The sequence below is a fragment of the Paenibacillus mucilaginosus 3016 genome, assembly GCF_000250655.1.
Lineage (GTDB): Bacteria > Bacillota > Bacilli > Paenibacillales > NBRC-103111 > Paenibacillus_G > Paenibacillus_G mucilaginosus.
The window spans coordinates 8,134,330-8,160,388 of sequence record NC_016935.1 but is presented as its reverse complement, the minus strand read 5'-3'; the positions used below and the strand labels follow the sequence as shown (position 1 = coordinate 8,160,388).

At 58.6% G+C, this 26,059-nt stretch carries 12 protein-coding genes, 3 rRNA genes and 2 pseudogenes; 12 read left to right on the top strand and 5 right to left on the bottom strand.

Features of this window, described 5'->3' with window-relative positions:
• Positions 1-5 precede the first annotated feature (5 nt).
• From PM3016_RS33970 to PM3016_RS33945, 6 genes and pseudogenes are all read left to right on the top strand, one after another.
• Positions 6-1,697 (top strand): annotated as a pseudogene (locus PM3016_RS33970) (alpha-glucosidase).
• Entirely contained in the window at positions 1,681-2,253 is a 573-nt protein-coding gene (locus tag PM3016_RS39020) for a hypothetical protein (RefSeq protein ID WP_187297988.1), read from the top strand. Before PM3016_RS33970 ends, PM3016_RS39020 begins: the two are co-directional and overlap by 17 nt.
• A gap of 272 nt (positions 2,254-2,525) precedes the next feature.
• A 16S ribosomal RNA gene (locus tag PM3016_RS33960) occupies positions 2,526-4,062 on the top strand.
• A gap of 269 nt (positions 4,063-4,331) precedes the next feature.
• Positions 4,332-7,261: ribosomal RNA gene (locus tag PM3016_RS33955) — 23S ribosomal RNA — on the top strand.
• A 96-nt stretch (positions 7,262-7,357) separates the two neighbouring features.
• Positions 7,358-7,480 (top strand): 5S ribosomal RNA (gene rrf / locus PM3016_RS33950).
• Together the 16S, 23S and 5S rRNA genes form the textbook arrangement of a ribosomal RNA operon.
• A 460-nt stretch (positions 7,481-7,940) precedes the next feature.
• Complete coding sequence (locus PM3016_RS33945; RefSeq protein ID WP_013921029.1) at positions 7,941-8,471, top strand: type 1 glutamine amidotransferase domain-containing protein; 531 nt, start codon at positions 7,941-7,943, stop codon at positions 8,469-8,471.
• A 125-nt stretch (positions 8,472-8,596) separates the two neighbouring features.
• Here the strand turns inward: PM3016_RS33945 and PM3016_RS33940 are convergent, their stop codons facing one another.
• Complete coding sequence (locus tag PM3016_RS33940) at positions 8,597-10,246, bottom strand: hydroxysqualene dehydroxylase (protein ID WP_013921028.1); 1,650 nt, start codon at positions 10,244-10,246, stop codon at positions 8,597-8,599.
• 220 nt (positions 10,247-10,466) lie between these two features.
• Between PM3016_RS33940 and PM3016_RS33935 the strand changes: the two genes are divergently transcribed.
• The 4 genes from PM3016_RS33935 (at position 10,467) to PM3016_RS33915 (ending at position 14,792) form a co-directional block, all read left to right on the top strand.
• Positions 10,467-10,817, top strand: coding sequence for a metal-sensitive transcriptional regulator (locus tag PM3016_RS33935; RefSeq protein ID WP_013921027.1), 351 nt, complete (start codon positions 10,467-10,469; stop codon positions 10,815-10,817).
• A 434-nt stretch (positions 10,818-11,251) separates the two neighbouring features.
• Positions 11,252-13,030 (top strand): 5'-nucleotidase C-terminal domain-containing protein, encoded by a 1,779-nt coding sequence (locus PM3016_RS33925; protein ID WP_014372498.1) that lies wholly within the window; start codon positions 11,252-11,254, stop codon positions 13,028-13,030.
• Between the two features lie 147 nt (positions 13,031-13,177).
• Positions 13,178-13,717 (top strand): RNA polymerase sigma factor, encoded by a 540-nt coding sequence (locus PM3016_RS33920; RefSeq protein WP_013921025.1) that lies wholly within the window; start codon positions 13,178-13,180, stop codon positions 13,715-13,717.
• Entirely contained in the window at positions 13,710-14,792 is a 1,083-nt protein-coding gene (locus PM3016_RS33915) for a hypothetical protein (RefSeq protein WP_014372497.1), read from the top strand. Before PM3016_RS33920 ends, PM3016_RS33915 begins: the two co-directional genes overlap by 8 nt.
• Here PM3016_RS33915 and PM3016_RS33910 read toward each other — a convergent pair.
• Positions 14,767-15,342, bottom strand: a complete 576-nt coding sequence (locus PM3016_RS33910) for a hypothetical protein (RefSeq protein WP_014372496.1) — start codon at positions 15,340-15,342, stop codon at positions 14,767-14,769. The genes PM3016_RS33915 and PM3016_RS33910 overlap by 26 nt on opposite strands.
• Positions 15,343-15,439: 97 nt before the next feature.
• The gene (gene pdxR, locus PM3016_RS33905; RefSeq protein ID WP_013921022.1) at positions 15,440-17,065 is read right to left on the bottom strand and encodes a MocR-like pyridoxine biosynthesis transcription factor PdxR; all 1,626 of its coding nucleotides are present in this window, start codon (positions 17,063-17,065) and stop codon (positions 15,440-15,442) included.
• 153 nt (positions 17,066-17,218) lie between these two features.
• Between pdxR and hisC the strand changes: the two genes are divergently transcribed.
• Positions 17,219-18,361, top strand: coding sequence for a histidinol-phosphate transaminase (hisC, locus tag PM3016_RS33900; RefSeq protein WP_013921021.1), 1,143 nt, complete (start codon positions 17,219-17,221; stop codon positions 18,359-18,361).
• 134 nt (positions 18,362-18,495) lie between these two features.
• Here the strand turns inward: hisC and PM3016_RS33895 are convergent, their stop codons facing one another.
• Together PM3016_RS33895 and PM3016_RS33890 are read right to left on the bottom strand one after the other, a co-directional pair.
• Positions 18,496-19,074: a thymidine kinase gene (locus PM3016_RS33895; protein WP_014372495.1), complete on the bottom strand. Its 579-nt coding sequence runs from the start codon at positions 19,072-19,074 to the stop codon at positions 18,496-18,498.
• Positions 19,075-19,220: 146 nt separating this feature from the next.
• A complete protein-coding gene (locus PM3016_RS33890) occupies positions 19,221-21,095 on the bottom strand; it encodes a PAS domain-containing sensor histidine kinase (RefSeq protein WP_014372494.1) in 1,875 nt (624 codons plus the stop codon).
• 361 nt (positions 21,096-21,456) lie between these two features.
• Between PM3016_RS33890 and gltB the strand changes: the two are divergent.
• Positions 21,457-26,047 (top strand): annotated as a pseudogene (gene gltB / locus PM3016_RS33885) (glutamate synthase large subunit).
• The last annotated feature ends 12 nt before the right edge of the window (positions 26,048-26,059 follow it).

Sequence of the window (26,059 nt, the reverse complement as noted above, 5' to 3'; positions counted from 1 at the left end):
TCCGGATGGAACGAAGATGGTGGAAGGAAAGCGTGGTTTATCAGGTGTATCCCCGCAGCTTCATGGACAGCAACGGCGATGGCATCGGAGACCTTCGGGGCCTTGTGGACCGTCTTGATTATATCCGGGAGCTGGGAGCCGATGTGATCTGGCTGTCTCCCATCTATCAATCGCCGAACAAAGACAACGGGTACGACATCAGCGATTATTTCAGCATTATGCAGGACTTCGGAACGATGGAGGATTGGGAGCTCCTGGTCGAAGAGATCCATGACCGCGGCATGAAGCTTATGATGGATTTGGTGATGAACCACACCTCGGACGAGCATCCGTGGTTTGTGGAATCACGCCGGTCCAAGGACAATCCTTACCGTGACTTTTACATATGGAGACCGCCCGGCAGGGACGGAGGCCCTCCGAACAACTGGGCTTCCATGTTTGGCGGTTCGGCATGGGAGTACTGGGCGAGGAGACCGGCGAGTATTACCTCCATTTGTTCAGCAAGCATCAGCCGGATTTGAACTGGGACAATCCCAGGGTCAGGCGTACGTTATACGATATGGTCTGGTGGTGGATTAACAAGGGTGTGGACGGGTTCCGCATGGATGTCATCAACTCCATATCGAAGGATCAATCCTTCCCGAGTGCGGGAGAGGGGGAACTGGCAAACGGGAAGCAATACTATGAAAATGGCCCTCACGTGCATGAGTACCTGCAGGAGATGAACCGGGAGGTGCTTTCGCGGTTCGACCTGATGACCGTAGGCGAAACGGGCGGGGCCACGACCGAGGACGCTCTCCGGTATGCCTGCAGCGAGGAGAAGGAGCTTCAGATGATCTTTCACTTCGAACACGTCCAGCTGGATTACGGGGAAGACAAGTGGAGCGTCGTGCCCTGGAAGCTGAAGGATCTGATCGACGTGCTCAGCAGGTGGCAGAAGGAGCTCGAAGGTAAGGCCTGGAACACGCTTTACTTCAATAATCATGATCAGCCCCGTTCCGTATCGAGATTCGGGCATGATAAGGAATTCCGAGTTCCGTCGGCCAAGCTGCTGGCTACCATGCTTCATATGTTGCAGGGCACTCCGTATATCTATCAGGGGGAAGAGATAGGAATCATGAACGTCCGCTTCCCGTCGATTGAGGATTACCGGGATATCAGTACCCTGCAGTTCTATAAGGAACAGGTAGAGGAAAAAGGAGGGATCCCCAAGATGTATTGGAAGTGATTTACAAGAGGGGGCGGGATAACGCGCGGACCCCTATGCAGTGGAATGCCGCCGAGCATGCTGGTTTTACAACCCGGCCCCCCCCTGGATACAGGTTCACCCGAATTATACAATGGTCAACGTGGAGGCGGAGCGATCCGATCCGAACTCTGTTTTTCATTACTACCGCAGACTGATCTCTCTCCGCAAAAAGCACCCTATTGTGGTGTACGGAAGCTACGAGCTTGTGCCGACAGACGGAGAGCAGCTTTTTGTTTACCGCAGGAAGCTGAAGCGTCAGCGCCTGGTGGTCATCTTGAATGTCTCGGATCGGCCCGCCGTTTACCACTGGTCGGAAGATTGGTCGATGGCCGAGGGGAGGCTGCTCATCAGCAACTATCCTCCTCTTGAGGGGTACGGCAGCGGCGGGGCCGCCAAGGAAATGAAGCTGCGGCCGTATGAAGCCAGAGTCTATGGATACGGATTGTGACAGGGAAAAAGAAAAGGGCCGGCGCGATGCCGGTCCGTTTCATGTTCGCTTACATGAATCTCGTTTGTCCGGATGGCTGGCCCTGCGAAGATTGAATCATCATGTCCATCGCCTGGATGTTCTGCTGGAGGCGCTGCTGGATTTCCATGATGCGGCGCTGCTGTGCGTTCATCTGAGTTTCAATTTGGGACTGGGCCTGCTGGAGCTCCTGGCCGATTTGTCCGAATTGGATTTGAAGCTGGCGCATCTGCTGGGAGAAGTTGGTCAGCCCGGTCGCTTGGATGGCCTGCTGTGCCTGTTGGGCCTGCTGCATCTGCTGGGTCTGCTGCTGCTCGAGGAACTGCTGGTAGGATTGGTTTTGCATTTGGTTTTGCATATTTACCTCCGCGTCATTGGATTAGGAAAATCGAGACATGCTTACTTTGTGCCAAACGGATCAATTTATTCGGTTGAGGCTGTGCGGACGGTGTTCATATCTGTTGCTAGGAAAACTCACTGCCCTTTCGGGGTTGCATTACCGGAATGGTTTATGGTATATTACAAATCCGATAGTTAATAACGACATTAACGATTCGGAAATATGCTTTGGTATGAGACGAGTTGCTTGGATCTGAGCTTGTGGGGTATCCCAAGAATGGAAAAAAGAACAGAGTTGCAATCCGGAAGCAAAGATGCTATATTGTGAACCGGCCGCCAAACAGGCCGAGCACAACCAAGATTGCCCTTTGAAAACTGAACAACGAGTGAGTGTTAAATATAGAGACTCAGCGATGAGTTTCTGCCAAGCTTCAAAATGAGCAACATCAGCTTTTCATCCCTTATGGGGACTTAATGGAGAGTTTGATCCTGGCTCAGGACGAACGCTGGCGGCGTGCCTAATACATGCAAGTCGAGCGGAGCACTTCGGTGCTTAGCGGCGGACGGGTGAGTAACACGTAGGCAACCTGCCTGTAAGATCGGGATAACTACCGGAAACGGTAGCTAAGACCGGATAGCTGGTTTCGGTGCATGCCGGAATCATGAAACACGGGGCAACCTGTGGCTTACGGATGGGCCTGCGGCGCATTAGCTAGTTGGCGGGGTAACGGCCCACCAAGGCGACGATGCGTAGCCGACCTGAGAGGGTGATCGGCCACACTGGGACTGAGACACGGCCCAGACTCCTACGGGAGGCAGCAGTAGGGAATCTTCCGCAATGGGCGCAAGCCTGACGGAGCAACGCCGCGTGAGTGATGAAGGTTTTCGGATCGTAAAGCTCTGTTGCCAGGGAAGAATGTCGTGGAGAGTAACTGCTCTGCGAATGACGGTACCTGAGAAGAAAGCCCCGGCTAACTACGTGCCAGCAGCCGCGGTAATACGTAGGGGGCAAGCGTTGTCCGGAATTATTGGGCGTAAAGCGCGCGCAGGCGGTCTTTTAAGTCTGGTGTTTAAGCCCGGGGCTCAACCCCGGTTCGCACCGGAAACTGGAAGACTTGAGTGCAGGAGAGGAAAGCGGAATTCCACGTGTAGCGGTGAAATGCGTAGAGATGTGGAGGAACACCAGTGGCGAAGGCGGCTTTCTGGACTGTAACTGACGCTGAGGCGCGAAAGCGTGGGGAGCAAACAGGATTAGATACCCTGGTAGTCCACGCCGTAAACGATGAGTGCTAGGTGTTAGGGGTTTCGATACCCTTGGTGCCGAAGTAAACACAATAAGCACTCCGCCTGGGGAGTACGCTCGCAAGAGTGAAACTCAAAGGAATTGACGGGGACCCGCACAAGCAGTGGAGTATGTGGTTTAATTCGAAGCAACGCGAAGAACCTTACCAGGTCTTGACATCCCTCTGAAAGCCCTAGAGATAGGGTCCTCCTTCGGGACAGAGGTGACAGGTGGTGCATGGTTGTCGTCAGCTCGTGTCGTGAGATGTTGGGTTAAGTCCCGCAACGAGCGCAACCCTTGACTTTAGTTGCCAGCATTGAGTTGGGCACTCTAGAGTGACTGCCGGTGACAAACCGGAGGAAGGTGGGGATGACGTCAAATCATCATGCCCCTTATGACCTGGGCTACACACGTACTACAATGGCCGGTACAACGGGAAGCGAAGTCGCGAGATGGAGCGAATCCTTAGAAGCCGGTCTCAGTTCGGATTGCAGGCTGCAACTCGCCTGCATGAAGTCGGAATTGCTAGTAATCGCGGATCAGCATGCCGCGGTGAATACGTTCCCGGGTCTTGTACACACCGCCCGTCACACCACGAGAGTTTACAACACCCGAAGCCGGTGGGGTAACCCGCAAGGGGGCCAGCCGTCGAAGGTGGGGTAGATGATTGGGGTGAAGTCGTAACAAGGTAGCCGTATCGGAAGGTGCGGCTGGATCACCTCCTTTCTATGGAGTCCATGTCACCTGCAGGGTGGCGGACAAATCTTATAGCAGCCCTTGAGCTGCGGACACTCACTCGTGTTCAGTTTTGAAAGGTGCAATGCCTTTCAAACTTGGCTAGGCTGTCAAAAGCTGATACTTGTATCGGCCGCGGCGCCATGCTAAGATAACGTTCCTGCCAGTGAAACGGCGGTGAACATGGTTTGTTCCTTGAAAACTGGATAGCGAAACAAAGCAAATAAAGCTGAAACATCCAATGTTTCGAATAGCGATTAGGTTAAGCTATTAAGAGCACACGGAGGATGCCTAGGCACCAGGAGCCGAAGAAGGACGTGGCGAACAACGATAATGCCTCGGGGAGCCGTAAGCAGGCTTTGATCCGGGGATGTCCGAATGGGGAAACCCACATGTGGTAATTCGCATGTACCATGCAGTGAATACATAGCTGCATTGGAGGCATACGAGGGGAACTGAAACATCTAAGTACCCTCAGGAAAAGAAAACAATAGTGATTCCGTCAGTAGCGGCGAGCGAAAGCGGAACAGCCCAAACCAAGGAGCTTGCTCCTTGGGGTTGTAGGACGTCAATGTGGGTTAAGCAGAGTAGGCGAACAGGTCTGGAAAGGCCGGCCAGAGTGGGTAAAAGCCCCGTAACTGAAATTCTGCGAACACCCTAGACGGATCCTGAGTACCGCGAGACACGTGAAACCTCGTGGGAAACCGGCAGGACCATCTGCCAAGGCTAAATACTCCCTGGTGACCGATAGTGAAGCAGTACCGTGAGGGAAAGGTGAAAAGAACCGCGGGAGCGGAGTGAAAAAGAACCTGAAACCGTGTGCTTACAAGAAGTCAGAGCCCGTTAATGGGTGATGGCGTGCCTTTTGTAGAATGAACCGGCGAGTTACGTTCCCGTGCGAGGTTAAGGTGAGAAGCCGCAGCCGCAGCGAAAGCGAGTCTGAATAGGGCGACATAGTACGTGGACGTAGACCCGAAACCGTGTGATCTACCCCTGTCCAGGGTGAAGGTGCGGTAACACGCACTGGAGGCCCGAACCCACGAATGTTGAAAAATTCGGGGATGAGGTGGGGGTAGCGGAGAAATTCCAATCGAACTCGGAGATAGCTGGTTCTCCCCGAAATAGCTTTAGGGCTAGCCTCGGGTTAGCGTTGCGGAGGTAAAGCACTGATTGGGTGCGGGGCCCGCCAAGGGTTACCAAGTCCAGTCAAACTCTGAATGCCGCAAACGTGATGCCCGGGAGTCAGACAGTGAGTGCTAAGATCCATTGTCAAGAGGGAAACAGCCCAGATCATCAGCTAAGGTCCCCAAGTGTGTGTTAAGTGGGAAAGGATGTGGAGTTGCACAGACAACCAGGATGTTGGCTTAGAAGCAGCCACCATTGAAAGAGTGCGTAATAGCTCACTGGTCGAGTGACTCTGCGCCGAAAATGTAACGGGGCTAAACACACCACCGAAGCTATGAGTCCAAGGTGCAAACTTGTTTGCACCCGGGCAGTAGGGGAGCGTTGTATGCGGGTTGAAGGTTGATCGTGAGGACAGCTGGACTGCATACAAGTGAGAATGCCGGTATGAGTAACGAAAAGATCAGTGAGAATCTGATCCGCCGAAAGCCTAAGGGTTCCTGAGGAAGGCTCGTCCGCTCAGGGTAAGTCGGGACCTAAGGCGAGGCCGAAAGGCGTAGTCGAAGGACAACAGGTTGAAATTCCTGTACCACCGTGAACCGTTATGAGCAATGGGGTGACGCAGAAGGATAGTGACGCGAGCTGATGGATGCTCGTCCAAGCAGTAAGGCTGATGTGTAGGCAAATCCGCACATCGTAAGGCTAAGCTGTGATGGGGAGGGAAATTTAAGTACCGAAGGTCATGAGTTCAGGCTGCCAAGAAAAGCCTCTAGCCAGGGAGAAGGTGCCCGTACCGCAAACCGACACAGGTAGGCGAGCAGAGCATGCTAAGGCGCGCGGAAGAACTCTCGTTAAGGAACTCGGCAAAATGACCCCGTAACTTCGGGAGAAGGGGTGCCTCGGTAGGGTGAATAGCCCGAGGGGGCCGCAGTGAAAAGGCCCAAGCGACTGTTTAGCAAAAACACAGGTCTGTGCGAAGCCGCAAGGCGAAGTATACGGGCTGACGCCTGCCCGGTGCTGGAAGGTTAAGGGGAGCGGTTAGGAGCAATCCGAAGCTGTGAACCGAAGCCCCAGTAAACGGCGGCCGTAACTATAACGGTCCTAAGGTAGCGAAATTCCTTGTCAGGTAAATTCTGACCCGCACGAATGGCGTAACGACTTGGGCGCTGTCTCGACGAGAGATCCGGTGAAATTTTAATACCTGTGAAGATGCAGGTTACCCGCGACAAGACGGAAAGACCCCATGGAGCTTTACTGCAGCTTGATATTGGACTTTGGTACGATCTGTACAGGATAGGTGGGAGCCTGAGAAGCCTGAGCGCCAGCTTGGGTGGAGGCGCCGTTGGGATACCACCCTGATCGTATCGGAGTTCTAACCTGGTACCGTGATCCGGTACGGGGACAGTGTCAGGTGGGCAGTTTGACTGGGGCGGTCGCCTCCTAAAGCGTAACGGAGGCGCCCCAAGGTTCCCTCAGAATGGTTGGAAATCATTCGAAGAGTGCAAAGGCATAAGGGAGCTTGACTGCGAGACAAACAGGTCGAGCAGGGACGAAAGTCGGGCTTAGTGATCCGGTGGTACCGAATGGAAGGGCCATCGCTCAACGGATAAAAGCTACCCTGGGGATAACAGGCTTATCTCCCCCAAGAGTCCACATCGACGGGGAGGTTTGGCACCTCGATGTCGGCTCATCGCATCCTGGGGCTGAAGTAGGTCCCAAGGGTTGGGCTGTTCGCCCATTAAAGCGGTACGCGAGCTGGGTTCAGAACGTCGTGAGACAGTTCGGTCCCTATCTGTCGCGGGCGCAGGAAATTTGAGAGGAGCTGTCCTTAGTACGAGAGGACCGGGATGGACGTACCGCTGGTGTACCAGTTGTTCCGCCAGGAGCACGGCTGGATAGCCAAGTACGGACGGGATAAGCGCTGAAAGCATCTAAGCGTGAAGCCCCCCTCAAGATGAGATTTCCCAGTATGTAAGACCCCTTGTAGACGACGAGGTTGATAGGTTCGGGGTGGAAGCGCGGCAACGCGTGGAGCTGACGAATACTAATCGGTCGAGGGCTTATCCACAAGCTTCCGCAAGGAAGCGGCGGCAGTAATATAGATGTTAGGTATTCAGCTAGCAGTTTCGTATCCAGTTTTCAAGGTGCAAGCCTTGAACAACCGTTTGGTGATGATGGCGGAAGGGAACCACGCAGACCAGGTACCCACTCCGAACACGACGTTAAGCCTTCCAGCGTCGATGGTACTTGGACCGCAGGGTCCTGGGAGAGTAGAACGTCGCCAAGCCAATGAAGAGCTCTTTTGGACTATGAGTCCAAGAGGGCTCTTTTTTGTTTGTTCGTGAGGCATACAAGGGCATGCCTACAGGCTGAGGTGCAGATACAGTGGAAAAGCAAAAAGCCCTGAGGCAGCTTAGGGCTTGAAGGAGCTACTCTTTTTAAAAAGGGAAAGGGGGAGATAAGAGGACTGGCAGAAGATACGCTGCACCCGAAGACCGTGGGGGGAGGACGGGAGATGCAGCAGGATCGAGACGACTTATTGGGGAGAGGGGGAATGGCGAAGTCCTGTCCTTTGTTCGATCTTATTGTACCAAAACGGAGAGGAGGCTTGGGTTAAGGTTTCGAAAAGAATGCGTAATGGATTTGTAAAGGCAGAGGAGAGAACACGGCTTGATTGTAGGAGGAGAGAAACGGGTAATAAGAATAGGCCGCGCAGGCCGTAATTCCTCAAGAAGGAGTCGATAACAATGGCGAAAGTTGCTTTCTTGCTGGGTCCGGCGTTTGAAGATAGCGAAATGCAAAAGCCCTATGAGGCTATTCTGGAGGCAGGTCACGAAGCGGTAATTATCGGTCTTAAGGCAGGAGAGAAGCTGGAAGGGAAACAAAAGAAGGCGAGCTATACGGTGGAGATGGCTATTAAGGATGTGAATCCAAATGAGTTTGACGCGGTGGTCATCCCGGGAGGCGCTTCTCCTGAGGCCCTGCGGCTGGACCCGCTCATCCAATCGTTCGTTCACGTGATGGACGAGGTAGGCAAGCCGATTGCCGCCATCTGTCACGGTCCGCAGATCCTGATCTCCGCCGGGCTGCTGCAGGGACGGATTCTGACCGCTTATCCGCCGCTGCAGGATGATATCACGAATGCAGGAGCCGCTTTTCAGGATAAAGAAGTGGTGGTCGATCGCAATCTCATTACCTCCCGTACGCCGAAGGACGAGCCGGCATTTATCCGGGAGACCCTCAAGGCGCTGGAGAAAGTGCCGAGCGTCCGTTCCTGAACATCGTGCCGAAATCGATATGATGATATAAATCTTATACAATATAAGCACAAAACGCCTCTTCCAGCCGAGCCGGAATGAGGCGTTTCGTTTGTTGTATAAGGGAATGAGACCGCAGCGAATGCTTAGCTGCCAACAGGGGAAAATATAGTACCGTCCCACGGAAGGCCTTTTTCAAACCGCTTCTTGTCATGGTGACGCTGCAGTGCCAGCAGATCAAAATCATACATATCCCAAATCTTGCAGAAGGGGGCAGACGACTCCGTTCTCTCCAAGATGACATTCACCGCGCGGCGGGCCGCTTCATTAGCTCCTTCCATCGTGGCCAGATCCGTATTGGTTCTGACATAGTCCGAGGCAAGCAGAAGATTGGGAATACGGGTATACGCATTGGGGCGAAGCTCCCGGGTATACACCTTATTGACCAGCAGGGGCTCCAGATTGACTAAGGATCCTGCCGGATTAGGCATATGGATATCTTCATCGAGGAACCAGGAGTGGAGGTTGTCATCCCTTAGAACCTCCTGTCCGGCCGCATTCAGGCTCAGCTTCAACTGGTGCCATACTTCCTCCATGATTTCTTCCTTGGTGCAGTTCTTAGCCGGTTTGCCGTACAGCAGGCCGGGTGCTTCCCAATCGGAAACATCTACGGACAGCACGCCTCTAACCGTTCCGTCACCATATTGGCTCATCGGAAAGTCCGGCCAGAACTGGGCCTGTGAAACGGAAGTCAGCGCCCAAGGAGAATCCATATAAATCATGTGCCCGTGAATCATCGGGACGTCTTCTTTGAAGTAGAATTGAATGCCGTTCATCCATTCCACATCATCGGACAGCAGTTTGATGCCCGCCAGGGTAGGGTCGGCTTGCAGCATTTCGCCCGTAACCAGAGGCGCCATGACTTCTACCGGCAGGGCACAAATGTAGAAATCTCCGTGAACCTCTTTGGTGACGCCATCCTCTGTAATCGTAGCACCTGTGATGATGCCATCCGTACAAGAGATCGCTTCCACCTTGGCGTTGAGATGATAGTCAACTCCCAGATGTCGCAGGTAGGTCAGCCAGGGATGCAGCCAGACCTCATTCGTAGGCCCGTCAAGGAGCCTGTCCGCACTTCCGCCGGGGAGCACCATATCGAGCATAATCTGGGCCCCTACGGTTCCCACGGTGCACGTATTCGCTTCTCTAGCTTTGGCGGCAACGAGAATACGGGTCATGCCGGCAAAGACGCGCCGGAAATTCTCCGACTGCTCATCGGCGTTGATAAAGCTCCACCAAGGCGTATTCTGGTACTCTTCCTCACGCCGCTCGTCGCAGCTTGTCATCACCTGCCAAATCCGGCTCAGATAATGTTCCACCTCGGCTTCCGTCAGGCCCAGGTCGTTATCGAAGAGGGACTTGAACAGATCCTTCAGGTCGGAGAAGGAGCTCGGAAATTCGGTGAGAAACTCTACCGGAGGCCCATCCGTGCGGGCAAGCCCAAGGCGGGTGCCTTCCGTCAGATTATCGGCTACATGCCTGCCGTCTCCATAGGGAATTCGCTTCATCGTATCGATAATATGTTTATAGAAACGGGGGAAGAATCGGAATCCGTGTTCTCCCGGCAGGTCACTGCGGCCATCCTTGCCGCTTCCTGGAACCGGCATCGACCTTGCTTTGCCTCCGGGCAGGCGCTTCATCTCGTAAACGGAAACATCATAGCCCCGCTCTCCGAGTTCATGGGCCGCACTCATTCCGGCAACCCCGCCCCCAAGAATGATTACTTTGGTTTTCATTGGCCGACTCTCCCTTACATGGCACTTCTTTCATCTAGTATCAGTTATATCATAGAATAGGGGGCGAAGGAATCATATTTTTGACAAGATGTTCATAGGTCTAAAGTAGTGGTGTCGAGGAATATACTGAAGCTTGACAGAAGTTGGGCGGCAGAAAGGTGTTGTATACCCTATAGGGGTATGTTAAAATAAGAATAAAAGCAGGTAAGGGTGAAGCCAGATGGATATCGAAACGAAAGAGGAGCAAAGTACCTCTGCGGCACATGCGGATGACTGCTGTGGTGCGGGCGCAGAACGCCGGAGCCATCATTCGGCGAAAGTAAAGGATAACCTCGTGTCCCGTTTGAACCGGATCGAGGGTCAGATCCGCGGCGTCAAAGGCATGATTGAAAAGGACACGTACTGTGATGACGTGCTGAACCAGATTGCTGCGATCCAGTCGGCTTTGAATTCGGTAGGCAAAATTTTGCTTGAAGGGCATATGCGCAGCTGTGTGGTCGAGCGGATCGAGCAGGGAGATACCGAAGTCATTGATGAGCTCATGAAAACGATGGGCAAGCTTATAAAATAGGAAAACCGCGAGCGTAAGCGTAGGGGGGTCCGGGCTTTGAGGATGTCTAATCGGGCCGCGGCAGCCGGTGCCGTGCATCCCATCTGATCAAGAGCAGGGGTCCGACCCCCGAAGCTTGGCGGCGGAATGCGAAAGGTATAGTACACCCGGCGGCAGCAGTGGGCCGTGTGGTTCGCTCCCGCTACCACCTTGGCTTCAGGCTGAGGAGAGTGAGCTTCACGGGTGGATACTCGTTTGTCATCTTAGGAAGTACCCCCTCATCTTCTTTGGCGCCGGATGCGTTCCGGCGCTCTTTTTTGGTTTCTCCGGGGAATGGCGGCTTACCGGCTGTCTTCTTAACAAAATCTTCATGCAGAGTGAAATGTTCTGTAATACTCCGCTGGTATACTGGAAGGGAGATGTCCAAGCCCATGTTACAGGAGGAGAACCTGCGAATGCGATTGATCCCTTCCCGAAGCACCATGATCGGAACCCTGGCGCTGCTGATGGCGTCCCTGCCGGTCCTGCCGGCGGCTGCCGCCGAGTCCGGCACAGCCCCCGCATCCCCCTCTGCCGTGACGGCAGTAGCAAAGAAAAGCATTACCCTGCTGCATACGAACGATATCCATTCCCGCTTCGAAGCAAGCGATACGGGCATCGGTTATGCGGCGCTGGCCACCCTGGCCAGGCAGTATAAGGCGGAGAACCCGAATACGCTGCTGCTGGACGCCGGGGACACGTTTCACGGTCAAACCATAGCCAACCTGGTACGCGGAGAGAGTATCGTCAAGCTGATGAACACGATCGGCTACGATGCGATGACGGCGGGCAACCATGATTTTAACTATGGTTATCCGCGTCTTGTCGAACTGGCCGGCCAGGCGAAGTTCCCAGTCCTTTCTTCGAATACGAAGAAGGAGGACGGCTCCCGGATTCTGGAGTCGTATATCATCAAGGAAGTGGACGGGATCAAGCTGGGGATCTTCGGCCTCAGCACGCCGGAGACGGCATTCAAGACCCATCCGAACAATGTGAAGGGGCTGACCTTCCATGACCCTGCCCTGGAGGCCAAAGCCGTAGTCGGCGAGCTCAAAGGCAAGGTGGATGCGATCATTGCGCTGGCCCACCTGGGAGTGGACGAGTCCAGCACGGATACGAGCATCAAGGTGGCTCAGGCGGTGCCGGAGATCGATGTCATCATCGATGGGCACAGCCACACGGAGATGAAGGAAGGCACGCAGGTAGGCCCAGTGCTTATCGCCCAGACCGGTGAGTATCTCAAGAATATCGGCAGGGTGGACCTGACCTTCGAGAACGGGAAGCTGACGGGCAAGAAGGCGGGCCTGCTGACCAAAGCGAGCGTGAAGGAAGGCGGGACTGCCGAAGATCCTGCCATTGTCGAGCTGGTGAAGGGAATCAAACAAGAGCAGGAGGCCGTGCTCTCCCAGGAAGTGGGCAGCACGCAGATCAAGCTGGTCGGTGACCGCGAGGTCGTGCGCAAGGGCGAATCGAACCTTGGCAATCTCATCGCCGATGCGATGATCGCGGAGAGCGGTGCCGATGTGTCGCTCACCAACGGAGGCGGCATCCGCGCTTCCATCGAACCGGGGCCGATCACGAAGGGCGAAGTGGTGACGGTCCTGCCGTTCGGCAACTACATCCAGACGAAGAAGGTGAAGGGATCGGAGCTCCTGGCCGCTCTGGAGCACGGCGTATCGGGCTATCCCGAATCGTTCGCCCCGTTCCCGCATATCGGAGGCATGACGTTCACCTTCGACGCCTCGAAGCCGGCCGGCAGCCGGGTTGCTTCCGTGAACGTGAAGGGCGTGCCGCTGGTGCCGGAGCAGGAGTACGTGCTTGCTACCAATGATTTTATCGCGGCGGGCGGGGACAAGTACGACATGTTCAAGGACCAGCCGGTGCTCGGCGACTATGCCTCGCTGGAGGAAGCGCTAATATCGTACCTGCAGAAGCAGGGAGCGGTCAGCACCGTCGCGGCGGGACGCATTAACGTGACAGGCGCTGCACCCGTGGCTGTACCGGCTCCGGCTGCAGGAGCTCCCGCAGCTGCCCCGGCACCGACGGCTGCTGCCGGAGTGCATGTCGTGAAGCCGGGCGACTCCCTCTGGAAGATCGCCAAGCTGCACCGCACGACCTGGCAGAAGCTCCAGGAGCTGAATGCGCTGCGCAATCCGAATCTGATTTATCCGGGCCAGCAGATCGTTCTGCCGTAATCTGTTTAGCTCAATAAACCAAAACCAAAGTGCCGCTCCTGCGGTCTTTGGTTTTTTTTGCTTTAGGGCCTTTTTTGTGAACCGGAGGAGGGAACCTTTCTATGGAAAGGGCTGTCTATAAGAAGTATGGAGAGAGGAGGGGAACCCTTGGAGGAGTACCTGAGGCACGCCGCCGGTCTGGATGTGCTCGATTTTCGTGGGATCATGGATTTGCATGGGCAGGAGGTCTGGAACTACATTTATTTTTTGACGGGGAAGGCGGATGCGGCTGACGATCTGTCCCAGGAAACCTTCATCCGGGCCTATCGATATATAAGCACTTTCAGAGGGGAGTCCTCCCTGCGGACATGGCTGCTGAAGATTGCGAGGAATCTGGTGTACGATTACCGTAAAAAGAGTTGGTTTCGTCGCGTCCTCCTTATGGAGCGGGTGCTGGGGGACAGGAAGGGGCGATCGGCGGAGGAGGAGTATTTTTCGCTGCAGCTGACAGACGAAATCTGGACGGTGGTAGCCGGGCTGCCGCTGAAGATGCGCGAGGTGCTGCTCTTGGACGCGGTACACGAGCTCTCCCAGAAGGAGATCGCCGAGATGCTGAATATCTCGGTCGGTACAGTGAAATCCCGGATTCACCGGGCAAGGGCTAAACTATCGGAGCAGCTGCAGAAGGAGGGTATCCCTTATGAATGAACGGCCTTCTTGGTACAGCCGGCTAAGGAGGGAACCGCTGACCGAGCGGACCTTCACGAAGGACCTGCGGAACAAGATTGAACGGGAGATTGCTTCCCGGGAGCTGGGAAGAGGAAGCCGATTTGGCAGGGGGACCCGTAGAATGTGGGCTGCAGGTTTGATCGGGGCCGTACTGCTCCTGGGCGGGTATGGCACCGTACAGCTCGAACGGGAGCGAATGGCCGGCGAAGGGGGCGGATCGGACTTCGTCATCGCCAAAGGGTGGATACAGGACGGAGGACAGCTGCCTGCTCCCACAGGTACTCTCGGTGGGATCGTGAAGAAGCAGGGGCCGGATGTACCGGTATTCGAGCGGATGCTGAATACAATGGATTATTTTACGACCGTGCAGGGGGCTTATCACGTATCGGAAGATAGGGGGAAGAACGAGTATGTCGTGGAGTTCACAGTGGATGAAGGGGAAGTGCCGGGCTCTTCGCACAAGAGGCTGGATGGGAAAACCGGACAGGTTTACTCAATAACCAATTTTGACGGTAAGGTAATGCTTCACATGTATTTGGAAGAGAAGCGTAAAGGAAAACCGTTCTATTGGATTGATGACAGGCTGAATAAAAGAACTGGAGAGCCTCCTGCAGGGCCGCGTTTTTACAAGGACAGCCAAGGAATGAACAATTGGTCGGCAAGGGGTGGAAAAGCCTGGGCGGACGGCTTGGATTTAGTCTATCCTTCTTACTTCGCCTTCTGGACAGTCGACGAGGCTACGATGCAGCCCATCTTTGAGATCACGGGAACGGAGCCGTTTCTGGACCGCGAGGCGACGATCATGGAAGGGAAGCTGGACGCCTATATGGGGGAGAAGCAGGGGGCTGAGCGCTATAAGTACTGGGTTGACTCGGAGACGGGGGTGATTCTGAAGCTGCTGCTGACGGACCGGGCCGGCGAGCCTGTTACAGTCATGGAGATGACGGAGATCCGGTTCGACGAACCGGTCGACAGGGAGGTCTTTTCGACAAAGCCTCAAGAGGGGTGGACGGAGCGCAAACGGGAGTTCAGGAATCCGGAGATAGAAAAATAAAATAAGACCCGCTTACCGGCCGAAGCCGGCGGAGCGGGTTCTTTTTTGCGTCAAGCCTCTTTGCCTGGCTGCCCTGGTGAGGGCGGTCCGGCGGGCTGCTCGTCTTTGCGGCGCCCCCGTTGAAGAGCGTCTCGGTCAGCATCCGCAGCTTATCCATGAGCTTGCCGTAACCGAAGCCGACCAGGAATGCGATGCCGATCCGCGCTTCCATCGTCTCTCCCGTGGTGAGCAGCAGAATCCCGCTGTTGAACAGGATGATCGTCATGACCGCCGCCACCGCACAATTGATCGGCCGCAGCAGATACCATACGATCCAGCGCTCGTTCAGGTTGTCGTAGTACTCATGCAGCAGCCGCAGGGCGTACAGTGTGCCGCCAATCGCGCCGGCCAGCGCATAGTAGACGTACTCTTCGATTACCGGGAACTCACCGCCCATAAGGCGGGCAACGGCTCCGCTATAGACGGATACGGCAGTAATGAAGCTGCCTGCGAACCAGGCCAGCAAATAGCCCAGAAGAGCGATCCGATACCAAAAGATGGTTGGCTTCATGCTGCGCTCGCCTCCTCCGCTTATGCCTATATAGACAGGATATGCACGGCCGGAGGGGATGTGAACGCCATCTGCGGAAGGGGCGCAGAGGGGCGGCTTAGCCGAACCAGGCCAGCGCGAGCCGGCGGACCCCCTCTTCGATCTGCCCGGGGGTAAGGCTCCCGAAGCCAAGAAGGAAGCCCGCCGATTCAGATTCGGCTTCAGTGGAGAAGTTCCCGCAGGGGTGCTCCGCTTGGACGCCCTCGAGCTGAAAGGACGACACGGCCCGCACATCGACACCGAGCGCAGCGGCACGCTGCCGCAGATATTCCTCCAGCAGCGGAGTGTCGAGGCGCAGAAGCACGTGCAGCCCGGAGGCGGTGCCGGACACGCGGCTGCATCCTCCCATGTGCCGGGCGATGGCTTCCAGCAGCACGGCGCGCTTGTGCCGGTAGAGCTGCTTCATCCGGCGGACGTGCCGCTCAAATCCGCCCCGCTCCATAAACAGCTCCATCGTCTTCTGGGTCAGCCGGGAGGCGCTGGACTCGTACCAGGGGAGCTCCCGGTGGAAGCGTTCGAGCAGCTCCGGCGGCAGGATGCAGTAGCTGAGGCGGAAGGCGGGGGAGAGGGATCTCGAGAAGGTGCCGAGATATACGACCCGGCCCGTGCTGTCCATCCCCTGCAGCGCGGGCACCGGGCGGCCCTCGAAACGGAAATCGGAGTCATAGTCGTCTTCAATGAGGTAACCGCCGCTTGCCTCCGCCCACTGCAGCAGCTTCAGCCGTTTGGCCGCGGGCAGGACCATCCCGTAAGGGAATTGGTGGGACGGCGTGACATAGGCGGCCCGGTGCTTCGCCGGGTCCAGCCTGTCGGCCGGAAAGCCGTCCTCTTCAAGAGGAAGGCCATGCAGGCCGATGCCCTGCTGCCGCAGAAGTGCCGCAATGCGCGGATCCATGGCTCCTTCCACAGCCCACTCCCGGTGCGTCCCACGGAGCAGTGATGCGATCAGCAGCATGGACTGCTGCGTACCGGAGGTGAGTATGAGCTGCTCGGACGTGCAGCGGACGCCGCGGGTCTGCCGCAGGTAGGCGGCGGTGAGCTCCCGGAGCTTCGGCTCTCCGCGGCGGTCGCCGTAACCGAGCAGCCCCAGATTCGCCGGCTGCAGCACCTCCATAGTGAGCTTGCGCCAGAGGGGAAACGGAAAACTGGCGGTATCGGTGCCGTCCATATCGAAGCGGATACGGTCCGGTGCGGGGGTGCCTCTATGCATCAGGCCGGCCGCATTCGATAGGGAGGCCGCCTGTCCGGGACGCTCCAGTCCGGGGGCCTCACTCGAAGCGTGCGGCGGCTGAACGGTGAGCTCCGTCACAGAAGAGTCCGTGGGTGCAGGGGGGGCCTCTCTCACGATATCTTCAAGGAGCTCCATGTCGGCGGCATAGTAGCCGCTTTTGGGCCGGGAGGCGATATAGCCTTCCGCAGCCAGCTGATCGTAAGCCGCTTCAACCGGATTGCGCGAGATGCCCAGGTGCTGTGCCAGCTGGCGGATGGAAGGCAGGCGTCCCCCGGGAGCAATCCGGCCGCCGAGCAGCTCCTCCTTGAGAGTACGGTATACCTGTGCGTGAAGCGGCTCACTGGGATAAGCCGCCGAGATCGGGGGGATCAGCAGGGGAAACCCTCCTTTGTATCTGTAGGATAGCGCCCAGGCCTTGGCCGCTTGGATAGCCAGACACGTGCGGTGTCTCATCTGTCATGAAAAGTGATAGCATTTTGTACATTGGATTATGACAGTAAGGCCGTATAATGCTAATTATCGTAAGAACGGATGGGAAAGTAAAGCTGCGGCGGTCCATCCGGCAGTGCAGCGGTTATGCCAACTCAAAGGAAAGAGGAGAGAGCCATGAGACAAGAGAAAGCTCTGCAAAGGAACGAACGGAGAGTTCAGCCGCGGGACGTGCTGGGGCGGATGACCCCTTATTCCCCCGGCAAGCCGATCTGGGAGGTGCAGGAGGAGCTGGGGCTGGAGGACGTGGTGAAGCTGGCTTCCAACGAGAATCCGCTGGGGCCATCGCCCCGGGCGGTGGAGGCGGCAGCGGCCATGCTTCCGGAGCTGCACCGCTATCCGGACGCGGGAGCGGTGCGGCTGCGGCAGGCGATTGCCCTGCATAAGGGGCTGTCCGAGGAGGAGCTTATCATAACCAACGGGGGAGACGAGCTCATTACGCTGATTGCCGAAGCGTACCTGGATCCGGGCGATGAGGTGATTACTCCGGCGCCGACCTTCAGCGAGTATGCCTTCGGCACGCTGCTGATGAACGCCGAGGTGGTACGCGTACCGCTTGGGGAAGGCTTCCGCTGCAGCGCGGATGCCCTCCTGGCTGCCGTCACCGGACGGACCAAGCTCATCTGGCTCTGCTCGCCCAATAATCCGACGGGGACGTATCTGCCGGCCGGCGAGCTGCGACGGCTGCTCGATTCGCTGCCGCAGGGCGTGCTCGTCGTCTACGATGCCGCGTATAGTCACTACGTCACCGCAGACGACTATACGGACGGACTGGAGCTGGTGCGGGAGGGATACCCGCTCGTCGTGCTGCAGACGTTCTCGAAGATCTACGGGCTGGCGGGGCTGCGGGTCGGCTTCGGCGCCGCGCCGCGCGAGGTGGTCCGGACGCTGCTCCAGGTGAAGGAGCCGTTCAACGTCAACGCGCTGGCTCAGGCGGCCGCCGCCGCCGCACTGGCCGATCAGGGGCATGTGGAGGCATCCCGGGAGCTGAACGGGCAGGGCCGGCAGAAGCTCTACGCCGCCTGCCGGGAGCTCGGGCTGGAGTGCACCGAGAGCATGGCCAACTTCGTGCTCGTCCGGCTCGGACCGGGGGCGGAGCAGGCCTGCGGACGGCTGCTGGCGCAGGGGATTATTCTGCGTTACGGCGGCTCGTGGGGGCTGACCGAGCATGTCCGGATCTCGATCGGGACGGCGGAGGAAATGGACCGCCTGATCGCGGCTCTACGGGAGCTCTGGAAGAAGAACGGAGGTCCAGCATAGACGGGCCCATCAGGTCAAGATCAGCCTCATTACCAAAAAGCACCCGCCTGTTTCGGCGGATGCTTCAAGATTGCAATAGTCCCGCCGTGTCCTGAAAGAGGCCGGCGGGGAAAGAGAATGGCCGTGAGCGCAGATTACTGTGCGGCGGCCGTTTTCTTTTGGCGGGAATAGCACTTGCGGCAGACGGGGATATAGCTCTCGTTGCCCCCGATCTGGATCTGTTCGCCCGTGAAGACGGGAACGCCGTCCTTGCAGCGCATGTTCATCGTCGCCTTGCGGTCGCAGTACCAGCATACCGTCTTGATCTCTTCGATCTTGTCGGCCAGGGCGAACAGATGCATGCTGCCTTCGAACAGCTGGCCGAGGAAGTCGCCCCGGAGGCCGTAGGTGATGACCGGGATGCCGAGCGTATCGGTGATCTCGGTCAGCTGCTCGACCTGCGCCTTCGTCAGGAACTGCGCTTCGTCGATTAGGATGCAGTTCGGGCGCTCCTGCGCCGCCATCGCCACCATATCGAGATGCTCGTCGATGATGATGCCGTCCTTGCGCATGCCGATTCGCGAAGCGACGACGCCCACGCCTTCCCGGTCGTCGACGGCCGGAGTGAAGAGCAGCACTTTTTTGCCCTGCTCCTCATAGTTATGGGCCACGCGGAGCACTTCGATGGATTTACCGCTGTTCATCGTACCATATCGGAAATAGAGTTGGGCCACTGGGATGCTCGTCCTCTCTACAGGAAATCAGAAGACCATCATAGCATACTGCGGCCGGGATGGTATACCCCCGGGGGACGAGCGGGCCTGCCTATTTCAGCCAATAAGACGCCCGGCGCGGAGAGGAAGCGGTACGGGCCAAGGCATCAGGAATCCGCTGCGTCGGAAGCGGGATCGGTACGTTCGGAGGCCTGGGGCAGCACCACGGTTACGGTGGTCCCGCCGCCTTCCCTGCTGTCTACGGACAGGCGCCCCCCGTGCTCCGCGACGATCTTCTGGGAGACCATGAGGCCGAGCCCCGAGCCTTTTTCCTTGGTGGTGAAAAACGGTTCCCCAAGCCGCTTCAGAAGCTCCGCAGGGATACCGGGACCATTATCCTCTAATGTCACGCAGACCCCGTCTTCTTCTGAAGCCGAGGCGGCCAATTCCAGCCGGCCGCCCCGTGGCATCGCTTCCAGCGCATTTTTCATGAGGTTGATGAAGACTTGCTTGAGGTGGTTTTCTTCACAGTAGACGGGCGGAAGTCCGGAAGGGATGCTGGCGAGCAGCTCCACATTCTGCAGATTGGCTTGAGGTTCGAGCAGGGAGATGACATGGGTCAGGATGGGTTCCAGGGGTTTGGTCCGGTACGTGACAGCCTGCGGACGGGCCAGCAGCAGAAGCTCGCTGATGATCTGTTCGATGCGGTCGAGCTCGGACATCATGATGTCGAGGTATTGTTCCTTGTACTGCGCTCCGGCCTTCATGAACTGGGTGAAGCCTTTGAGCGAGGTCAGGGGATTGCGGATCTCATGGGCCACGCCGGCGGCGAGCTGCCCGGCGACGGCCAGCTTCTCGGAGCTGCGCAGCAGCTCTTCGGTTCGCTTGTGCTCCGAGATGTCCCGGCCGATGATGCAGATGCCGGGGATGTGATGGTCGGCCCCGACGATCGGCGAGATCGTCAGGCTCATATCGAGGAGGAGGCCGTCCTTGCGCCGGCGCACCGTCTCAAAACCCGAGATCTGCTTGCCCTGGAAGGCCTGCCGGAACAGCAGCTCGGATTCGATCCAGAGCTCATCGGGAATGTTCGGCGGCCGGCGGCCGATGAGCTCCTCCTCCGAGTAGCCGAAGGTGTCGAGGAACGCCTGGTTGACGCGCAGCAGCCGGAAGCTGCTGTCGAGGATGACGATGTTATCCGCCGCATGCTCGATCATCGAATCCAGCTGCTGCTTCGTCGCCCGAAGCTTCTCCTCCTGTGCCTTGTGCCGCGTTACGTCGCGGACGAAGACAGACAGCCCGGGCTTGCAGGGGCGGCAGTGGAGCTCGAGCCACCGCTGCTCCGAGGGAAAATGCTCCTGCAGGGAGAGGGGGACGCCTTCTTCGAGCCCGCGCTGAAAGCTGCGGTAGAAGACTGGTCCGTACCATTCGGGCATGAGCACCCGGCAGCTGCGCCCGAGAAGATCGGTGCGGCTGCGGCCCAGCAGTTCCTCTGCACTTCGGTTCATGTAAAGAAACTCGCCTTCCCGCCCCAGCATGAGATAAGCATCGGTCATTGTCTCGAGCAGGGAGTGCAGGTGGAGCAGGGAGTCCTGCAGCGCGGATTCCGCCCGGAGGCGGCCGCTCAAATCCTGAACCTGCATATAGATATACCGGGGGGCGTCCGTGTCCTCCCCGACCGCGAAGGCGCTTACGAACATCGGCAGAGGTTCGCCGCTGCGGTGCATGAGCCTCATCTCGGCGCTATACCGGGTGCTCTGCCCTGCGGCCAGCCGGCTGAGATGATGCATGTGCAGCAGCAGATCTCCGGGATGAACGAGCTCCTGCAGGCTCGAATTCCGCAGGGAGCCGGGTTCATAGCCGAGCAGGCGGGAGAGGGATTCGCTGCTCTTCACCAGACGCCCGTCCGCCGCCGCGAGCAGCGTGCCGACATCCGAGAGGGAGAAGGGCTTCAGTGCCAGTTCAGGCAGCAGCCGCTGAAGGTCTGTGCGGCCGTCCCGGAGGTCGTGCTCCAAAGCAGGCCTATAGGGGTGTTGATCTTGCATGGGAAGCTTCCTCCGCTTCATGAATGATGCATCTGCTAAGCATTCGTCAAATGTCTACATTTCCCTTTTTGTTCTGCAGTATCTCCTCAAAAATGAGTCGAAATCTCTAGTTTTTTATAAATTGCCGAGCTTGGCATGGGATGTTAAGATTATTCATACGATCTAGGGTTGTTCATAGAATGTTCACAGCTAGGGCAGGCGGGCAGGAGCGTTCCTTTTTCTTTGCAAAGACCACTTTATTTCTGTAAAGCATTACACCGATGACGCATTCCCTTTGTTCCTTTTTTCAGAGATGGCATTCCACCAGTGGCGACAGACCAGGAGTTGTAATCCATTCCGAAAATGAGAGGTTGCGCGAGTGATGAACAGAAATGGACTTCCAGCCAAACAAGGCCTGTACGACCCGAGCTTCGAACACGATGCCTGCGGCATCGGATTCGTCGCCCATATGAAAGGTGCCCCTTCCCACGCGATGGTGGAGGCGGCTCTTCGGATCCTCTGCAACCTCGACCACCGCGGGGGTCAAGGCAGCGAGAGCAATACGGGAGACGGCGCGGGGATTCTGCTCCAGCTCCCGCACAAGTTCCTGCAGCGCGTCTGCTCGGAAGAGGGGATCCGGCTGCCGGCACCCGGCCGTTACGGCGTCGGGATGCTCTTCCTGCCGCAGCAGGCGGAAGCGCGCATCGCCGCCGAGTTATGGATTGAAGATCAAGTAAGGCGAACAGGCCAGAGCTTCCTCGGCTGGCGCACCGTGCCGACGGACCATGCGCTGCTCGGAGAGGCGGCGAGATCGGCGGAGCCCTGTATCCGGCAGTTCTTCGTCGGCGCCTCGGCGGATGCGGAGGATTACCTGATCTTCGAGCGGAAGCTGTACGTGATCCGCAAGCGTTCGGAGAAGGGGCCGCCCTCTCTCGGGAAAGGGGGCGTCTACTTCGCAAGTCTCTCCTCCCGCACGATCGTCTACAAGGGTATGCTGACGCCGGCTCAGGTCGACCGGTATTATACGGATCTGCAGGATCCGGATTTTGAGACGGCGCTGGCGCTGGTTCACTCCAGGTTCAGCACCAATACGTTCCCCAGCTGGGAGCGGGCCCATCCCTACCGCTATTTGATCCACAACGGCGAGATCAATACGCTGCGGGGCAATGTGAACTGGATGCATGCCCGCGAGGCGGCCTGCCGGACCGAGCTTTTCGGCAGCGATTATGAGGCGATCCTTCCGCTGATCGACACGGACGGGTCGGACTCCCAGATGTTCGACAACTGCCTGGAGTTCCTGATGCTCTCCGGCCGGTCGCTGCCGCATGCGGCCATGATGATGATCCCCGAGCCGTGGGCCAAGCACGAGTCGATGGACGATGCGCGCCGGGCGTTCTACGAGTATCATTCCTGTCTTATGGAGCCCTGGGACGGTCCGGCGGCGATCGCGTTCACGGACGGTGTCTCGATCGGTGCGGTTCTCGACCGCAACGGCCTGCGCCCCGCACGCTACTATGTCACCACGGACGATTGGATCGTGCTCGCTTCGGAAGCGGGCGTGCTGCCGATTCCGCCGGAGCGCATTGCGGCGAAGCAGCGGCTTCAGCCGGGCCGGATGCTGCTCGTCGATACGGCAGAGGGCCGGATTATCGCGGATGAGGAGCTGAAGTCCGCCGTGGCGGCCCAGCATCCGTACCGCGAATGGCTGCAGGAGCATCTCGTATCGCTGTCCGAGCTGCCGGAGGCTCCGCTGCCGCCCGAGCCGGATCCCGGTACCCTGCTGCAGCGCCAGCAGGCGTTCGGCTACACGTTCGAGAACCTGCGCCGTGTGCTGGAGCCGATGGCGCGGACGGGCGTCGATCCCGTAGGCTCGATGGGCTTCGATGCCCCGCTGGCGGTGCTATCGGACCGTCCCCAGCTGCTCTACAGCTACTTCAAGCAGCTGTTCGCCCAGGTGACGAACCCGCCGATCGACGCCAACTTCGAGGAGATCATCACGGCCCAGGTGACGACGATCGGACCCGAGGGCAGCCTGATCGACCCGAAGCCCGAGAGCTGCCGGCAGATCCGGATCGAGACGCCGATCCTGACGAACGCGGAGCTCGCGAAGCTCCGGCATGTCCGGCGCGAAGGCTTCCGTACCGTGACGCTGCCGATGCTCTTCCCGGCGGGGGAGGGGGCGGCCGGCCTGGAGCGGTCGCTCGGGGCGCTTTTCACAGCGGCGGATACGGCGGTCGGGGAGGGGGCAAGCCTGCTCATTCTCTCCGACCGCGGCGCTGACGAAGAGCAGGCGGCTATCCCTGCGCTGCTCGCCGTATCGGGGCTGCACCATCACCTGATCCGGCAGGGGACCCGTACGCGGGTGGCGCTGCTCGTGGAGTCGGGGGAACCGCGCGAGGTGCACCACTTCGCCCTGCTGCTCGGCTACGGGGCGGGAGGGATCAACCCGTACCTGGCGCTCGAAACGATAGAAGGTCAGATCCGCCGGGGGGCGCTGAAAGATCTAACGCCGGAGAAGGCGGAGGCGAGCTATATCAAGGCGGCGACGAAGGGCGTCGTGAAGGTGCTGGCGAAAATGGGCATCTCCACGATCCAGTCTTACCGGGGCGCCCAGATCTTCGAGGCGGTTGGGCTGAGCAGCGAGCTGGTCGAGAAGTATTTTACCTGGACGTATACCCCAATCGGCGGCATCGGGCTGCAGGAGATTGCCGAGGAAGCGCTGATGCGGCACCGCCGGGCTTACTCTGAGCAGGAAGGCCGCGACGGGGTGCTGGATCCGGGAGGCGAGCTGCAGTGGCGCCGCAGCGGGGAGGAGCATATCTACAACCCGGAGACGATCCATGCGCTGCAGAAGGCGGTGCGGACCGGGGATTACCGTGCCTATAAATCGTTCACCGGGCTGATCCACCAGGAGAACGAGCGCTACCTGACGCTGCGCTCCCTTCTCGCGTTCCGCTCGGATCGCACGCCGGTCCCGCTGGAGGAAGTGGAGCCGGCCGAATCTCTGTTCCGCCGCTTCAAGACCGGCGCGATGTCGTACGGCTCGATCTCCAAAGAGGCCCATGAGACGCTGGCTGTGGCGATGAACCGGATCGGCGGCAAGAGCAATACGGGCGAGGGGGGCGAGCATCCGGAGCGCTTCACGCCTGATCCGAACGGGGATCTGCGACGCAGTGCGATCAAGCAGGTGGCCTCCGGCCGCTTCGGGGTGACAAGCGCCTATCTCGTGAACGCCGACGAGATCCAGATCAAGATGGCGCAGGGGGCCAAACCGGGTGAAGGCGGCCAGCTCCCGGGCTCCAAGGTCTACCCGTGGGTGGCGGAGGTGCGCGGCGTGACGCCCGGCGTCGGCCTCATCTCTCCGCCGCCGCACCACGACATCTATTCGATCGAGGATCTCGCTGAGCTCATCCACGATCTCAAGAATGCGAATCCGCGCGCCCGCATCTCCGTGAAGCTGGTTTCGGAAGTCGGCGTCGGCACGATTGCGGCCGGCGTTGCCAAGGGCAAGGCGGATGTCGTGCTCATCAGCGGCTACGACGGAGGCACGGGGGCTTCGCCGCAGACATCCATCCGCCATGCGGGGCTCCCGTGGGAGCTGGGGCTCGCCGAGACGCACCAGACGCTCGTGCTGAACAACCTGCGCAGCCGCATCCGGGTGGAGACGGACGGCAAGCTGATGACCGGGCGCGACGTGGTGATCGCCGCCTTGCTCGGGGCCGAGGAGTTCGGCTTCGCTACGACCCCGCTCATTGCACTCGGCTGCATCATGATGCGCGTGTGTCATCTCGATACGTGCCCGGTCGGCGTAGCGACGCAGAACCCGGAGCTGCGGGCGAAGTTCACCGGCGAGCCGGAGCATGCCGTGAACTTTATGCGCTTCGTCGCGGAGGATACCCGCGAGCTCATGGCCGAGCTCGGCTTCCGCACGGTGGAGGAGATGATCGGGCACACCGAGGTGCTCGAAACGAAGCGCGCGGTGGCGCACTGGAAGGCCAAGGGGAGTCGACCTCTCGCCGCTGCTGCATCAGCCGGAGGCGGGGCCTGGGGTGGGGCGCTTCTGCAGCGAGGCGCAGGACCACGGGCTCGACCGGTCGCTGGACCGTACGGAGCTGCTGGAGCTCTGTGCGCCGGCCCTCGAACGCAGGGAGCGGGTGCACGCGATCGTGCCGATCTCCAACGTGAACCGTGTGGTCGGCACGATCGTCGGCAGCGAAGTGACCCGGCTGCATGGCGGCGAAGGGCTGCCGCACGATACGATCCGGCTGCATTTTAACGGATCGGCCGGTCAGAGCTTCGGGGCCTTCGTTCCGCGGGGCATGACGCTGTCGCTTGCGGGCGACGCCAACGATTACTTCGGCAAGGGGCTCTCCGGCGGGAGGCTGTCCGTCTTCCCTCCGGAGCAGGCGGCCTACACGGCGGAAGAGAACATTATCATCGGCAACGTCGCCCTCTACGGGGCGACCGACGGGGAGGCCTATATCCGGGGCATCGCCGGGGAGCGGTTCGCCGTGCGCAATTCGGGCGCCCGGGCCGTCGTGGAGGGCGTCGGCGACCACGGCTGCGAGTATATGACCGGCGGCCGTGTGGTGGTGCTGGGGCCTACCGGCCGCAACTTTGCGGCGGGGATGTCCGGAGGCATCGCTTACGTGCTCGACGAGCAGGGATCCTTCGCCGGCCGGTGCAACAAGGATATGGTGCTGCTCGAGAGCGTGGAGGAGATCTACGAAGCCGAGGAGCTCAAGAACCTGATCCAGCACCATGCGACGTACACGGACAGTGCGGTGGCCCACCGGGTGCTGCAGCACTGGGAGGAGCTCTTGTGGAATTTCGTTAAGGTCATTCCGAAGGACTACAAGCGGATGTTCGAGGCGATCGAGCGCGTGAAGCGTTCGGGGCTTTCGCAGCAGCGGGCGCTGCTCGTGGCTTTTGAAGAGAATATGAAGGATGTCTCCCGCGTGGGCGGCAACTAAGGAGGCGTAGCG